Raw genomic sequence first — 16,367 nt, forward strand, 5'->3', positions numbered from 1 at the left:
CTTATCTTAGAAACGTTGGAATTATTAACATTCGGTGGCGTTCTAAAAAAAATTTTAAAAAATTTCGCAACATTCCGAGCGCAAAACTTGCGCAAGATTTGCGAAAAGATTACTATATATTTCAGAAACAGTTTAAAGTATTTTCGTAGAGGAAAAAAAGGACGTTTCTTAAGTTCAACGGTGAAGGATAGTAATGACAACACATGACGTGACGGAGAAAGACTCCAGAGAGCTACCGTGGTGGTCAAACGCGGTAGTGTATCAGGTCTATCCACGTTCATTCCAAGATTCCGATGGAGACGGCATGGGAGATGTACCGGGAATTACATCTCGCTTACCATACTTGGCATCTTTGGGGGTAGACGTGGTATGGCTCTCTCCTGTATACAAATCTCCGCAAGATGATAATGGTTACGATATCTCCGATTATCAAGATATCGACCCAATGTTCGGAACGCTCGACGACATGGACACCCTCCTCAAGCGCGCGCACGAACTCGGCCTCAAAGTGGTCATGGACTTGGTGGTCAATCACACCTCCGACGAGCACGATTGGTTCAAAGCATCCGCCGCAGGCGATTCCAAGTATACTGATTGGTATATTTGGGAAGATCCAAAGCCGGGTCACGTCGGCGGTCAACCAGGTGCCGAGCCAAATAATTGGGGCTCCTACTTCGGTGGGTCGGCGTGGCAGTGGGTTCCTGAGAGAGGACAGTACTATTTCCATCAGTTTAGTGTGAAGCAGCCTGACCTTAATTGGGAAAATCCAGCTATGCGTCAGGCAGTCTACCAGATGATGAATTGGTGGATGGATCGTGGCATTGATGGATTCCGTATGGATGTGATTTCATACATTTCCAAGACTTATGATGAAAACGGACGTCTCCCAGGGATAGCTGGCTCGCTCATTCCTGAGCGTCCAGCCGGTCCAGACGGTTTCGATAGTCCATTTGACTACTGCTCAGATGGTCCTCATCTCGATGAAATTTTGCAAGAAATGCATCGAGAAGTCTTTGACGGTCGAGATGGATATTTGAATGTTGGCGAAGCGCCTGGCATTAGTGCTGAGCGAGCTACGCACGTAACAAATCCTCAGAATAAAGAGCTGGACATGCTCTTCCTTATCGACCATATGGGCATTGACCAGCATGGTCCAGCAGGAAAGTGGAGTGTTACCGATTGGAAGCTCAGCGACTTGCGTAAGATTCAAGCTCGATACGAGCAGATTATTGATGAGGGCGGTTGGACTTCATTGTTCTTCTGCAATCATGATCAGCCTCGCGTAGTTTCTCGATGGGGTGATGATTCGAGCGAAGAATCACGTACACGCTCGGCAAAAGCACTTGGTTTGCTTCTTCATATGCATCAGGGGACTCCATACATCTATCAAGGTGAAGAGCTTGGCATGACCAACGCTGATTATACGAGTCTTGATCAGTATGAAGATCTTGAATCTATTAATATGTATCATCAACTCGTCGGCGCTGGAGTCTTGAGCAGCGATGAGATGATGAACAGCATTCAGCGTATGGGACGCGATAATTCTCGCACGCCTATGCAGTGGGATGATTCTATCTATGCTGGTTTTGAATCTGCTGATGCACACACTCAGCCATGGCTTGGTGTGAATGCGAATAAAGCCACTATTAATGCTCAAGCTGAGCAAAATGACGAAAATTCGGTGTTTAGCTTCTATCAAAAGCTCATCGCACTTCGTCATACAAACCCAATAGTTTCACATGGTCATTGGAATGCATTGGACATAGACGATGAACAAGTCTATGCGTTTACACGCACTCTTGATGATCATGAACTCGTTGTTGTCATTAACGTCAGTAGCGAGCTAGCAGCACTTCCAACTCAGACGGCGGCAGTGCTTAACAATACAGACCATACTAATGATGAACATGGTGATGGTCTACACGAATCAAAGGTGATTCTGTCCAATGACAGTGCACAAGGCGTAATCGAACAGATTAACGCCAAGTCTCTCAATCCTTGGACTGCTTTCGTCTATGAGGTGAAATAAGGAGAAGACAATGGCACAGGCAGCGTATAAGAAGCCGACTCGTGCAGAGTTACGTGCGTTGAATAAGTCTCGCAAAAAGCGCGAAATTCAAGAAAAAGCAGATAGGCGTAAGCGTTTAGGTCCATGGTATAAGAGACTTGCACGCCATTTCCGCCTGTACTGGCAATTATGGTTGATGGTTTCGCCAGCAATGTTCCTAGTTATCTTGTTCAGTTATGTACCAATGTATGGTGTACAGCTTGCCTTTAGGCGTTATGATCCGCTTAAGGGACTAACAGGTGGCGATTGGGTAGGCTTTGAATATTTCGAAAAGTTCTTCCGCGATGCTCTGTTCTTCCGCATTATCGGAAATACCTTGCGCATCTCGATGTGGACTCTCGTCATGGGCTTTATCGCGCCGATTTTCTTGGCTTTGCTCATCAACCAAATTGGCGGAGAAAAGACAAAGAAGTTCGTTCAGACAATCACATATATGCCTCACTTTATCTCGACAGTTGTTATGGTGTCGATGCTGAACATCTTCCTGTCTCCAGATTCTGGTTTGATTGCGAAGCTTTTCCCAACCATCAATTTGATGGGAAATCAGGCAGCGTTTACGCCGATTTACTGGATGAGTGAAATTTGGCAGCACTGCGGATGGAACTGCATTATATATCTTGCCGCGCTCGCATCAGTGGATACGTCTCTCTATGAAGCAGCGAAAATTGATGGCGCTGGACGTTTGCAGCTTATCCGCTATGTCGATATTCCTGCATTACTTCCAACGGCAGGTATCTTGCTCATTATGAATATGGGTTCGGTATTGGGCGTTGGCTTCGAGAAGATCTTCTTGATGCAAAATACGTTGAATATCCAAGCTTCGGAAGTTATCTCGACATACACGTATCGTATCGGTATTTTGTCGACTCAGTTCTCGTACTCGACAGCAATTGGCTTGTTCAATTCCGTAGTCAACTTCATCTTCTTGATTATGGCAAACCAGATTGCAAAGAAAGTCTCGAACACGAGCTTGTTCTAGGCGAAAAGGTAGGTAATTAACATGGCAACAGCACTTGCTTCAAAGGTGAAGGTTCGTGCCGAAAAGCGCAAGGCACAGCATAAAACTGTGTCGGACTGGATCGTCGATACTATTATCGTGATCTTGCTCGTGGCAATCGTAGCATCGGTCATTTACCCGCTGTACTTCATTATCATCGCATCATTCTCTGATCCTGCTTTGGTAGCGCAAGGAAAGGTAACGCTTATTCCACAGGGAGTGAGCTTTAGAGGATACGAGAAAATTATCATGGATGAGCGTATCTGGACAGGCTACCGCAATACAATTGTGTACTCTCTCGTAGGTACTGCAGTTAACTTGCTCGTTACTCTTCCTACTGCTTTTGCTCTTTCTCGTGCGGAGTTTAAGCCTCGTCGAATCATCTTATTCCTCTTCACATTCACCATGTTCTTTGGTGGTGGCTTGATTCCTAGCTACTTGCTGATGAAGGATTTGGGCATTTTGAACTCTATGTGGGTATTCATTTTGCCAGGAGCTTTTAGCGTGTACAACATGATCATCGCGCGTTCCTTCTTCGAAACGTCTATTCCTGAAGAACTACGTGATGCAGCTCAAGTAGACGGTTTAAGCTACTTCAGTTACTTCATTCGAATAGTTTTGCCTCTTTCCGGTGCAATTATCGCGGTTATTGGTTTGTACTACTTTGTAGGACACTGGAATGATTATTTCACTGGTTTGATCTACATTCGCGATTTGGATAAGCAGCCATTGCAAAATATTTTGCAGATGATTCTTCTGTCCAACCAAACTGGTCAGGGAGCTGCGTCAATGAGTGCTCTAGAATCGCAAAACTTTGCAGATCAAATTAAATTCGGTGTGATTATCGTGTCAACCTTGCCGTTGCTCGTCATCTATCCGTTCTTGCAGAAGTACTTCAACAAGGGCGTCATGATTGGAGCAATCAAGGGATAAAATTTACCATCGAATTACTCAATATCCAGAGTATATGAATATTCGGAACTAAAATTGAATATAACTGAATATTACAGAACGGCTTTGTGGATGGGCGTCGGAGCGCTACCACAAAGCCGACATAAGACCGGTCGTATGCATCTTACGATGGTGCAAATGCGTACGGCCTATCGTAAACGGGCTCTTGAGCCACCCCTTTTAATGCTCAAGCCCGTTTACACCTTAAACACCATATAAGGAGTAATCATGCAGCGCTTCGCAGTGGGATATGAAAAGGTATGTCGAGTCATTTGGGTCGTGTTCAATATCAACGTAGCTTTCATTGCGCACACGCTGATGGGGCTAATTGTCATCGGGTTATTTCCCTCTATCGCTGCGATTTACTCGACTGTTCGTACCTGGCTGATTGACGAAGATCAAAGCTGGACTTGGAGACAAGTGTGGAAAGTCTTCCATGAAGCTTGGGGAGAAGAAATTACTTCAGCGAACGGATTTGGATGGATCCAATTCATTGCGGGAGCATTCCTTGCATGGGATTATTATCTGGCGAACAATAATGATCTTGGTGGGCATGTGGGAATTGCAGTATCAGGCATTCTTCTCGTTGTGAATGTCGTGTACTGGCTCTTCGCCTTAATGAGTTGGGCTATCCGTGCTCATTTCGATGAGAAAATCATGTGGATCGTTCGCATGAGCGTATCCATGTGTATCGCTCGGCCACTGTGCTCACTGCTCATTATTCTTGAACTCCTTCTCACTGTGTGGGTGTGGGTAAAGTGGCCGGGAATTTTTATGACTTTTGGCATCGTCGTCCCACTCTTCCTCGTTATCGCAACGATTTATTCTTTTGCGCGTATCCCTGGATTTAGCATTCTTGCTGAATTGATGGAAAGTAAAGAAGTGCACCCAAGCTATGAAGCTGACAGGTAGGGGATAAGGAAGCAACTGAAAATCAGACGAGGATGGGATACACTCGTTACATTTTGTAAGATTCGAGATTTGACCATCTTTTGGGTAAAACGGGTCATATTTGGATGCTAATTTATGAATTTTTCATCGAAATGTGACCCATTATGCACAAAAGATGATAAAACTACGCGGCGAACGCATTGAATGCGAATGTCAGGCCAGTACTTCAAAGAATTTTCTGAGTAACTTAGTCCCCTCTAGATATGCAAAAATGTGTGCGAACAAAAAATCATTGTCCGCACACATCGCTCTATAAGTAACTAGTACTACAGCTAGTAGTTATTCAATTATTAATGGCTCTTAATAGCGGTAATCAGGGTCAAGCAATCTCATCAATTCTTGATCGTGATGCTGTACAAGCTGAGAATTGTCATCAAGAATCATAGTATTACCGTTATCGCGGGTGTAGGATGACCATTGAGGTAATCCATCAGCACTTGGTACACCGTTGCGGGCAAAGTTTACCCATGCAGAGCTTATCTTTGTGCTGAAATCATTATTACCATGATCAAATACGTATGGAATTTCTGCACCATGATAAGGATCTGATCCATAATTGAAAACGTATGCGTATACAGGAGCACCATTTTGATCTGCCTTATGACTCATAATTTTAAGCATTGGAAGACGGATAAAGGTGTCTACATATGGTGCATCTGAAGCGTTACGCATTGGATATGCTTTTTCGAAAGCATCGACCTGTGCTGATGTCATATTTTCATGGCGAGTAGAACGCATCATGTGAGTCCATTCGCTGAAGTTGCTTCCAATAAGAAGAGGCACGTCTTTACCTGCTGCGGCAAAACCATCGTCAGTTACAGGAGCGGTTGGAAGATAATCTCCATCGATAACTGGACCCCAATCGATACCGAAGTTATCAGATAATGCTAGGCGGGTATTGGTCTCTTGTCCCACTTGAGTTCGTGCTCGATCTGATGCGCTCATGACGTCTTGATAAGAGACGTTTTGTATCTCGTCGACATTTTCTGGAGCAATTCCGAGATTTTGCAAAGTGAGTTCGCCGATACGCTCGCTGACACTTTTCGACGCAAAATTTACTCCCATTGCTTCTGTAGCGCCACTTTGGACGATTCCCTTATTAAATAGCCCCTTCGCAGATGGTGCTGTCATCATAGATAATACCTTCGCACCACCACCAGATTGGCCGAAAAGCGTGACATTATTAGGGTCACCGCCAAAATTAGCGATATTTTCTTTAATCCATTCCAAAGCCATCTGAATATCGACAAGACCTACATTTGCTGAGTCCTTGTACTTTTCGCCGTACTGAGACAAATCAAGATGACCAAATACATTTAAACGATGGTTTACACCTACTACAACCACATCGTGATTCTTCGCTAGGGTAGTTCCGTCATACATACTTTCATTTGCGCTACCAGTGGAGAAACCTCCACCGTGAAGCCACACCATTACTGGGCGTTTATTATTATCTAAACCATTAGTCCAAATGTTCAGATTCTGACTGTTGTTATCATTTCCATCGCCATTATTGCCTTGCATTCCAGCAACTTCACCCTGATAGGAAATTTTGCCATACGTTGTTGCATCTTTGACATCAGGCCATGATTCTACTGGCTGGGCAGGCATAAAGCGCTCAGTTGCCTGCGCATATTGGACACCATGATAGGTGTACACATTATCATCGATGTATCCTCGTAATCGGCCTTGCTTGGTCTGAACTATTGCGTTATTTGACGGTGAGCCTTCTCTCACATTGGGCGTCATAAACATACTCGGATATCTAAAATAAATATATGAAAAAATCAATCCGGCTATAACGATAAGGCTAGTAATGATAGCGCCTATCGTAATCCATAATTTCTTGTGTTTCATGGCTAGTCTCTCTTGCCTTATCGCCGTTATTTCTATATATGTAATCTATAAGAATTATATTGGCCAGGGTTCAGCCACGGGAAAGATTGGCCTAGATTCATATACGAGTTGCGAATAAAGCTGTGCATTGTGCGTATAGCATCGTATAAGGCACAGTATGGCAAAATAACCTATACCCCGGGTGCTAAATTTACTTCTATGAGTGGTGGTGAGCAAAACGAAAGAATCATGGGCGATTACCTTATCGAAAGCCTAAACCGGAGCCTTGCGCAAAGCTATGAATCTATCAATGATTCGGCTTTGTCTCACTTATCGATTGCCGGCATGGGACATGACGTCGTGGATTACCTACAATTCGAGGAGCAGCTCAATCTTGCAGGAAGTCGTTTTGAACGACTTTTTTCGCGTCGAGAAATTGCGCAATGTCATGCGAGATCAGCAGAGTCAGGGGACAGTTATGCTCAGCATCTTGCTGCACGATGGGCTGGAAAAGAGGCCTTTCTTAAAGCATGGTCTCATGCTTTAGCACCCTCTTGTGATATGCCTTATGCGATCGAATACTTTCCATGGGAGAGCATTGAAATTATGAGCGATGCCGTTCACCGGCCCTCGCTTATTATCAGTGATGACGTAGTGAAAAGAGTTTACGATAGCGTTGGCAATGATGTGCGATTCCACATCTCACTGAGTCATGATGGCACGGTTGCAAGCGCAGTCGTTATTATTGAACGCAGCGTCTGAATGTACAAGTTTGTTGGTATATGCAAAACGTGCACAGTAGAGTGAAACAGTAAAGTGAATGAGTAGTTAATTGTGAGTCAAACAATGGTGAAAACGATGAAGATTACAAGTGATGTCGCGCTAGAACGTATTGCTGAAAGTTTTATGCACAACGATGCGAATGATCGCGCTTTTCTCGTGACAGGCTCTCCTCGTAGCGGTAAGTCATGGCTCGCACGTCGTCTTGCTGTGAAGGCTGCGCAGGAGTTTGGCTCGCATAGTGTCACGCTTGTGGTTACAAATCGTTTAGTTGCAGATGAGGCAAATCGAGAAATTCTTCGTGAGCTTACGATTTCTGGACAACGACGTCTTGCTACGACATTGAGCGCTGTAGCATTTCGAATTATTGACGAACGTCAAATGCTTGCTGGAGATCCTGCACCTCGCCTTCTTAATGGTGCTGAGCAAACAGCTGTTTTGCGTACGATTTTTGATCGACATGTCATGCATGCTCAAACTGGTGATTTATGCGATACTTGTATGCTTCTGCGCCAGTATTTTGTAGGCTCTCATGCGGATAGTCAGCTTACTGATACGCTTTCATTGTTCGAAAGTTACATTACGCCTGTATTTACCCTCCAGCTTCGAGATATACTGGCTCGCATGAATGAGCTGGGTGCCTCGCATCGTATGGAAGCTCAGATTATCGATGTTCTTACTACGCATGATGACAATCCTCAGCAACGTTTGCAACGAGAATATACGACTCTGCAAATTAAACTTGCGTATGCGTTGCGCCTCGAATATGCACAGGAAATAGATGAGCAATTTTCGCGTGAGCTGCGTTTTGATTCTTCACGCCTTTTACGTGAGGCTGCGTTAACTTTTAATTCTGGTCAGGCACAAGAAATTGGTTTAAATGTGCCGAAGGTGCTTATCGTTGATGATGCGCAAGAACTGACCTTAGCAGGAATATTTCTCGTACATGAATTATACAAAGCAGGAACACGCGTCATCTTCATTGGAAATCCTGATGAATCTGTGCTCGGCTTTAGAGGAGCTTATGGAGAATTCTTATGGAATAGAGCGCCTCAAAAGGAAGATAATACTAGTCCATTCTTGAGTAAAGACTTTGGATGCTTTGATGCGTGCGAGGTAAATCTGACGAGTCGATATTCATGGGATCACTTGACCTACAATGATGTCATTGCTGCACGAGTAGCGCTTAATATTCCGTCAGAATACCCGACAGATATTCCGCTGCCATATCGTGCTCAAAAGTTCCCAACTTTGGATGGAGATTCTAACGATACCGATAATCTCAAGTCATTGATGAGCAGCCATGATGATGCGATGAAGAGCGAATCGGTTGATGCGCATATTTTCCACTCTGCGCGTGAGGAAAGCGATTTCGTTATTAATTCGATTATGAATGAACGTATTACTCATCAACGTTCATGGAATGACACAGCAATCATCGTTCATGATAATTCTGTGGCTCGCGCGCTCGGTGTACGCTTGCAAAACGAGGGGATACCTGTTCGTTTTTCAGCGATATCTAAACCATTAAGTGAAGATCCGGTTACGCTTGGTTTATTTGCTGCGATTCAATTAGGCATGATTAATCCGGATGAAATCAGCACGTCAAATGTATCGTCTAGCGATGAACTCTTGGCGCGAGTAAATGCATCTTTGCAGCAGTATACTATGAGCCCATTTGCTATGGATGAGCAAGAACGATCGCTTAATATGCGTCATATTGATGCTGCTTTGAACGCGATCACGACAATTATTCAAGCATGGCGTTCGAACGCTGTACAGCTGAAGGAAAGCGCTGCAGTACAGGAAGCGAATCAAGAATCGGAACAAGAAGAAAATGATACGTATAATTTTGATGCGTTATACAATGCATGGCTTAGCGTACTAGAAAAATTTGGCGTATCGCAGGATGATTATCCGCTCAATGTTTCAGCGCTTAAGACAATCGCACTGTTAAATATCGCAAATCAGACGAACTCAATTCTTGATTTGATGGGTTCCATGCGAGCTGAATATCGCCATGATGTCGAAATGCTGAGAAAATTTATCCTCATGTCTGAAACAGCTCGACGCTCATTAAAGGGTGAACATTCTGGGGGCGAGCAATCTAGATCTGCTCAATCTGGATCCGGTCAGGACACGGATATTATAAGCGTGCTATGGGCAGTATGGAGTAGCTCTCATGTAGCGGAAAAATGGCAGAGTAAGGCTCTGGACTTTAGCGACTTTGCTCAGCGTTTACGCTATAACGAGTGGCTTGATAATGTCATGCGATTATTCGATTATGCAGATCAGAAGAATACTGCTATGAGTGTGCCTGAATTTATCTCACATGTGATGCAACTTGAAATTTCTGCAGATTCTTTGGCACATCTCGCTCCCATTGATGAAGCTGTGACTGTAACGACTCCCGCTTCTGCTGCCGGGCAGACTTGGCGAGATGTATGGATTGTTGGCATGCAGCAGGGTACGTGGCCAAATCTTGCAGCCCGTAATACGATGTTTGGCGCGGATAATTTAGCAGATATTATTATGCACGGTTCTAGTACACACGATGCGCATGAGCAGATGATGAGCGTTCTTCATTCTGAGAAACGCAGTTTCCTTGTTGCACTTACTCGAGCCTCGCGCACTACGCATGTCAGTGCGGTATGGGATGAATCGACCACTCCGTCAGACTTCCTCTTTGAATATGCGCATGAACTTTTCCCGCGCGTTGATAAGCTTGATCAGGTTGATTTTACGTCCGTTCCCATCATTTCTATGGAGGATGCCTCACTTCAAGAAGAAATGGGAAGCTTGGAACTGACTAGTATTTCAGACATTATTCGTCAAGCTCGCGTTACCTTGTCACAAGAGATAAGTCATACTCGACCAACTCCAGAATGTTTAGATGCTATGTCTGCCTTAGACTATTTGCGTACAGCTGGATATGATGAAGCAAACCCTGCTAAGTGGGGATTTATCGGCTACTTATCAGGGGATGAACGTAAAAGTGCTATCCAAGAAAGCAAAACTTTACAGACTGGAAAAGATAACCCTGTGCGCTTATCTCCATCGAGTGTAGAGAAGATCTGGGGATGTGCGATTTGCTATCGTCTAGAAAATCAGTTATCAGGTCCTCAAGCAAATACAGCAGCTACGTCTTTCGGTACTCTTATCCACAGCGTAGCTCAGTGGGCAAGCGAGGAAATGTTCTTTGACAGCGCTGATTTCTATGAGGATGCAGTTAAATCTCTAGGTAGTAGTGCGAAAGTAGTCGAAACCGTCGCGCAAGAAATGAAAGCTCACTATGATGAACTTCGTACTGCGCCTGACGTTGATGCAAATATGAACGAATATCTACGTGAAGTGAAAAATGATCAACTCGCTTCAGATATATTGCACAATATCGCGTACTACTTTGTTATGTCGCATGAGGCAAAGATTGCATCGAATGATAAATTCCATCCACCATACCTTCCATTGACAAGTGCGCAAACTGAAGTGGAATTTGATGCATATATTACGATGGAAGATATTCGATATGCGTATAATTCGATACCAGGTCGTATTGCGCTTACAAGGAACGAATTTGGCGAGCTCATGACGCGGCTCGTTGAAGGTATGCCACTGGGGTATAACTACGATACTGTTGTAAATCTTCACGGGTTTATTGATCGCGTGGAAAAGCATGGGGGAGCCACGTATATCGTCGATTTTAAGACGGGAAATAAAGCGCATAATCTCTCAAGCCAATTTAATGATTTGCAGCTTATTAGTTATCAGCTTGGTCTGACTTTCCATAATACGCAGCATGATACGGATGAACAGCGTAAGAAAGTACTTAGCAAAGCGCCGATGATTGATATGTCGGTTCTCTTTGACGTTAAGCATGAAAATGTTCCAGCGACTAGTCGAGGAGAAGGCTTTGCTAAATATCAGCCGGCAGTGTTCGAAAATGGTCATTTGGGCTGCTCAGATGCTACACGAAGCTATATGAAATCACATGTCAATGTGCAGCAGGACTTTACTTTTGATCCACATTCATTCGTCGGAGTTGAAGGAATGAGAGAAGAAGCAATTGAGCGTATTTTAGAAGAATTCGCTGGCCGTGACCACGATCGTACATTGTATACACTTTCACTCATTGCACGAGTATTTTATGCAGCAGCTGTAATGCGTTCAGAAAATCTCGTTGTTCACACGGTTCATTTATCTCATGATACAAAGTACTGCGCGTATAAAGATGTTTGTTCAGCGTGCGCTCATAGGAATAATTCAGTGATGGAAGAGTGGCTATAATGGCAGAATTTACCTTAACCGACGAACAGTCACGTATCGTTCATGCGGATAAAAACGAAACCATGCTTATTGTCGCAGGAGCGGGGTCGGGCAAAACTTTTACAATGACTGAGCGAATTATTCAGCTGATTTCCTCTGGTGTAGCACCACAAAAAATCTTGGGACTTACCTTCACGAAGGCTGCTGCTACGGAGCTTCTTACTCGAGTATCTGCTGCAGTGCAAAAGCAGCGCATAAGTAATGCAAGTTCTATCGATAAGGGCAGTTTCGACTTTTCTGATGCGCATGCTGACAATGCTTTTATGAAACCGGAAGTGTATACCTATGATGCATTCTTCCAAAGTATCGTGCGACAATATGGCTTACTCGTAGGATTTGATCCTAATACCATTCCTCTGAGCGCGGCGGGCGCATATCAACTTGCTGATCAGGTGGTTCATGAGCATCTTAGACAAGCGCTTTCGGAGATTGCTCAATTATCTGAGAATACTGGAGAAACTGGTAGCAGTAATTCTGATGCGAATTCTAATTCTTCCATTGATGACATCAATTCGTACTCTGTGTTTGTGAACAATATCGTTGCTTTGTCAGATGCGATGAGTTCATGCATGATTGATAAAACGTGCACGACGATGGACGAGGCGGCTGACAGGATAGAGAAATGGGATGATGCGTTTATTAAGCATCTCGATGAGATTATTGAACGCGATTATCCTGAGGAACGTCATCTTCCTGATTTTGGGCAACCCGTAGGTTTATTTAAAGGGAAAACTGAATCAGGTTATAAAAAATGGCATGACACTAAAGCGCGTGATTACATCGCAAACGTTCTCGTCGAGATGCGCGAGAAAACGAGGATGCGTTCTGTTTATGTGCGTTATGTCAAGCTTTTTGCTCAGAAAAAGCGCGAAATGCGTATGGCACAATTCTCTGACTTTACAATTGCTGCGATGCAATTGGTTCAACGATTCCCATGGATTGGAGAACAATATCGTTCTCGCTTTACGCATGTATTCCTTGACGAATATCAGGATTCTTCTACTGCTCAAGCGAGCTTAATCGTGCAACTATTTGCGCCTCACGGTGTTTCATCAAACGATTCATCCGCTCTAACAGCAGTTGGTGATCCGTATCAAGCGATTTATGCGTGGAGAGGTGCTGCTCCGGGCGCGTTTATTTCATTCTTGAAGCAAACGGGTGCTTCATCGCCACTATCTTTGAGCAAAACTGTACGCAATCCTCGCATCGTACTTGATGTCGCTAATGCTGTAACTCAGCCTCTTCGTGCAGGACATTATGATGCTTACGGACGGCAGGGAACTATTAAACTTCAAGAAGTGAAGGTATCTGAGCTTTCCACGTTGAGTGAAAGTATTACTGGCAGTTTCGCTGCAGTTACGTATACAACGCGTGCTCAAGAAATCGATGGCGTAGTTCGATATGCAAAAAAAGCGATTGAGAAAAGTCGACAGGCTAATGATCGGCTTATCGCAGCAGGAAAACCGGCAAGATCTGGACCATTCGTTGCTGTACTGCTACGTTCAAAAACTCATATGCGAGAATTCGCGGATGCGCTCACTGATGCAGGTATTAGCGTGCAAGTAGATGGAGTCCAGTCGGCACTTGACCGACCAGATGCACGTGATATCATCAACTTTTTGCACGTCATCAGCGACCATGCCAATTCAGATGCGATGCTTAACCTTCTAGCGAGTACGCGGTACGCCATGAGTGCGCGCGACTTACGAGCACTCTCTCATGCCGCTAATATGCATAATAGCGACATGCAAAAGCGTTTGCTTGATAGTATGGGAGTTGAAAAACCTGATAGAAATAGTTGGGCGTTGCCGCCAGTTGCCACACTTATAGACATCATGACCCTTCCTGATAAGAGTCGACAGGTGATATTGGATAAATACTTTACAGGAAGTAGCTATGGGCGTCAGCGCATTGAAGAATGTGCTCAGCAAATAGCTTTTGTGCAGTCTCGCAATAAATCAAATCTCGAAGATATTATTCGTGCCACGGGCAAAGCACTGGGCGTAGATATTGATGTGGCAGTTGCATACGCGATATCGTATGCCAAAGGTTATACCGGTAAAGCGCAACCAGTTGCAAGCACTGACTCAATTGTAGAGTTAGCGCAGACTTATGAAAACGAACTATCAGAGGGGCAAAAAAGTACTCTTAGTGGCTTCTTAGCATGGTTAGATTCTGGAATGGCAACTTCGCCGGATAATCCTACATTAATCGGTTCCGCACAGGCGGATGTGACTATATGCACAGTTCATCATTCCAAAGGTTTGGAATGGGATAGCGTTATTATTCCGGAAATTAATAACGGAACATTTCCGTCAAATCAAGGTTCGCATTTATCTTTTGAAGATGTTGACGATGCTGAAGCATATGAGTTTGGGCGGTATTCAACTTCTGCACAGACGTGGGTGACTGATTCTACAGATGTGCCATATCCTGTGCGCGTAGACAAAGATGCGGTGGCTCATTTTGCTGATATAGATGAATTCTCATCACAAATTCCAGATGGTTTTGAACTCGAAAATCTGGTTGACGGGAAAGTAGCCTTCAGATCGAGCGAGAATCTTTCAGACATTATGAGTCTGCGAGAAGAAAGCGGACAAACCGTCCTCGAAGATGAACGCAGACTGATATATGTAGCTATTACTCGCGCTCGCAGAGACGTTATTATGATGGGCATACTCAAGACGACTGGCGAGATTACTGATACTTTCAAACCGGTTGGTTTCATACCTGAAGAAATGGCTCTATCCTATGGAACGCCTGACTTTACAAAGACTTCAAAATTCCTTGCTGAGGCACAAGAGTATTTGAGAGGAAGTAGGGTAGCTGAGCAATTTAGTGCTGAAAATGACAGTGCTGAAAAGGGCACTGTTGAAAAGGGCAGCGCTGAAAAGGACAGTGCTGAAAAGTTCAGCGATGGCACGAGTAGTGCTGAAAAGTATATAGATTTATCCCGTATGTTTGCAGACTGCGGATTCATTGATACGCCGCGAGGATTCTTTGTCGGTGATGATGCATTCGAATATGCGTCAGCAACAGTTGGTCAGGCGATTGAAGCTGCAAGACATGCTGAGCAGAATATTGATTACGAGATTTATGTACATCCTCGTGCTATTGATGAGCGCATTGAACCAGAACTTAATGCTTCTGCTGCGATTTTCTCCGCAGAAGCTGAGATTCCAAGTCGCGCGGGAGCTCTTCGAGAACGTGCAGAGCTCGTTCATAGAACATTGCAAACTCTAGGGTTCTCGCATACGAGCGACGATAATGATCAGCGAATCCTCGAATCTGCACAGCGTATTCAATCAGGGCGTAATACGTCAGTTACGGCAATTCAAAGAGAAATTTCTGATGACTTCAATGCGGACGAGCAAACTGCCGATATGCGCAGTAAGTTTGAGCAGTTGCGTCGTGCCAAAGCTATAGTGCGTCCAATTCCAAATCTTGCTTTGTACTCTTGGCAAGGGGAACTGACAGCGGCTAATCGAGGAACAGTTTTTCATGCTTTTGCTCAAAGGTATTTCACCCCTGAAGCTCAACTTAACGATGATGTCTTTGCTCAGACGAAGGCAGCTATCCGTGCAGAGGTTGAGGCAGAAAAACCGGTTACTGCTGTCGAAAAGGAAATGCATAAGTGGAAAGAGCGTCTGCTCGAGTCACCTTTCGCACTTGATGATTGTGATGGGGTAGAGGTTCCATTCGCATACGTTCCTCAAAGAATCCAGCATGCCGTGGTAGGTGTAATTGATGCCATTTTTGAAGGAGAACAGTTAGGGGATTCGCCTATCGCACGTGCTGCGCATGCCCAAGGTCGCCACATACGCTACACCGTTATTGATTGGAAAACAGGTCGTAGGCCTGTTAGCCCTGAAGAGATAGAGCATAAGCTATTACAAGTCGATATGTATCGTGCAATAGTTGCGACTCTTCGAGGAGTAGACATTGAGGAAGTGGATGCAGCATTGTATTACGTTAGTGAAGAGGATCGTTCTTTGCGGGCAATATGTGCGAACGTAAAAACAGCTGAGGAGATTGAAGAAATCTTTGCTGGAAATGCTGTAAACGGTGATAGCGCCGACTCTACTCGACTGTTAAGCGACAGAGAAGATTAATTAGAGAAGATTAATTAGCGAAGATTAATTAGCGAAGATTAATTAGCGAGGACTAAGTAGAGAGGATTAATTGACGAATTCATATTATGAGCAATTTATCAATCATGGGATGAAAACTCAGCGTATATCAATTAATAATCTGAGGGAGAATTGACTGCCCGTAAGATACACTTGAAATACACAGGATTAAGAGAATGTATTCAAAGTCTCTGTCCTTAGATTTCGCTTCCAGAACTTATACATGTTGACGAATGAATGACATGGAAAGGTTACTACGGGATGAAACGTAATGCGGAACGAGGCGAGATGAGACATAGGTACATGTGGAAGATATTTTAGACGAGATAAA

At 44.2% G+C, this 16,367-nt stretch carries 8 protein-coding genes; 7 read left to right on the forward strand and 1 reads right to left on the reverse strand.

Going from position 1 to position 16,367, the window contains the following annotated elements:
- The first annotated feature begins 193 nt into the window (after nucleotides 1-193).
- From EJ419_RS03380 to EJ419_RS03395, 4 genes are all read left to right on the forward strand, one after another.
- The gene (locus tag EJ419_RS03380) at nucleotides 194-2,029 is read left to right on the forward strand and encodes an alpha-glucosidase (protein ID WP_131283623.1); all 1,836 of its coding nucleotides are present in this window, start codon (nucleotides 194-196) and stop codon (nucleotides 2,027-2,029) included.
- Nucleotides 2,030-2,039: 10 nt separating this feature from the next.
- Nucleotides 2,040-3,047, forward strand: a complete 1,008-nt coding sequence (locus EJ419_RS03385; protein ID WP_131283625.1) for an ABC transporter permease — start codon at nucleotides 2,040-2,042, stop codon at nucleotides 3,045-3,047.
- Between the two features lie 21 nt (nucleotides 3,048-3,068).
- Nucleotides 3,069-3,998: a carbohydrate ABC transporter permease gene (locus tag EJ419_RS03390; protein WP_131283627.1), complete on the forward strand. Its 930-nt coding sequence runs from the start codon at nucleotides 3,069-3,071 to the stop codon at nucleotides 3,996-3,998.
- Between the two features lie 246 nt (nucleotides 3,999-4,244).
- Nucleotides 4,245-4,928, forward strand: a complete 684-nt coding sequence (locus EJ419_RS03395; protein WP_131283629.1) for a YesL family protein — start codon at nucleotides 4,245-4,247, stop codon at nucleotides 4,926-4,928.
- A 339-nt stretch (nucleotides 4,929-5,267) separates the two neighbouring features.
- On the opposite strand, the gene EJ419_RS03400 is transcribed toward EJ419_RS03395, so the two are convergent.
- On the reverse strand, nucleotides 5,268-6,824 hold the full coding sequence (locus EJ419_RS03400) for a carboxylesterase/lipase family protein (RefSeq protein ID WP_131283631.1): 1,557 nt from the start codon (nucleotides 6,822-6,824) through the stop codon (nucleotides 5,268-5,270).
- A gap of 129 nt (nucleotides 6,825-6,953) precedes the next feature.
- On the opposite strand from EJ419_RS03400, the gene EJ419_RS03405 reads away from it, so the two are divergent.
- The 3 genes from EJ419_RS03405 (at nucleotide 6,954) to EJ419_RS03415 (ending at nucleotide 16,018) form a co-directional block, all read left to right on the forward strand.
- Nucleotides 6,954-7,565 (forward strand): holo-ACP synthase, encoded by a 612-nt coding sequence (locus EJ419_RS03405; protein ID WP_240680322.1) that lies wholly within the window; start codon nucleotides 6,954-6,956, stop codon nucleotides 7,563-7,565.
- A 72-nt stretch (nucleotides 7,566-7,637) separates the two neighbouring features.
- Nucleotides 7,638-11,867, forward strand: coding sequence for a PD-(D/E)XK nuclease family protein (locus EJ419_RS03410; RefSeq protein WP_131283633.1), 4,230 nt, complete (start codon nucleotides 7,638-7,640; stop codon nucleotides 11,865-11,867).
- 62 nt (nucleotides 11,868-11,929) lie between these two features.
- Nucleotides 11,930-16,018: an ATP-dependent helicase gene (locus EJ419_RS03415; protein ID WP_420836909.1), complete on the forward strand. Its 4,089-nt coding sequence runs from the start codon at nucleotides 11,930-11,932 to the stop codon at nucleotides 16,016-16,018.
- The last annotated feature ends 349 nt before the right edge of the window (nucleotides 16,019-16,367 follow it).

It is taken from the genome of Alloscardovia theropitheci (assembly GCF_004332295.1).
Lineage (GTDB): Bacteria > Actinomycetota > Actinomycetes > Actinomycetales > Bifidobacteriaceae > Alloscardovia > Alloscardovia theropitheci.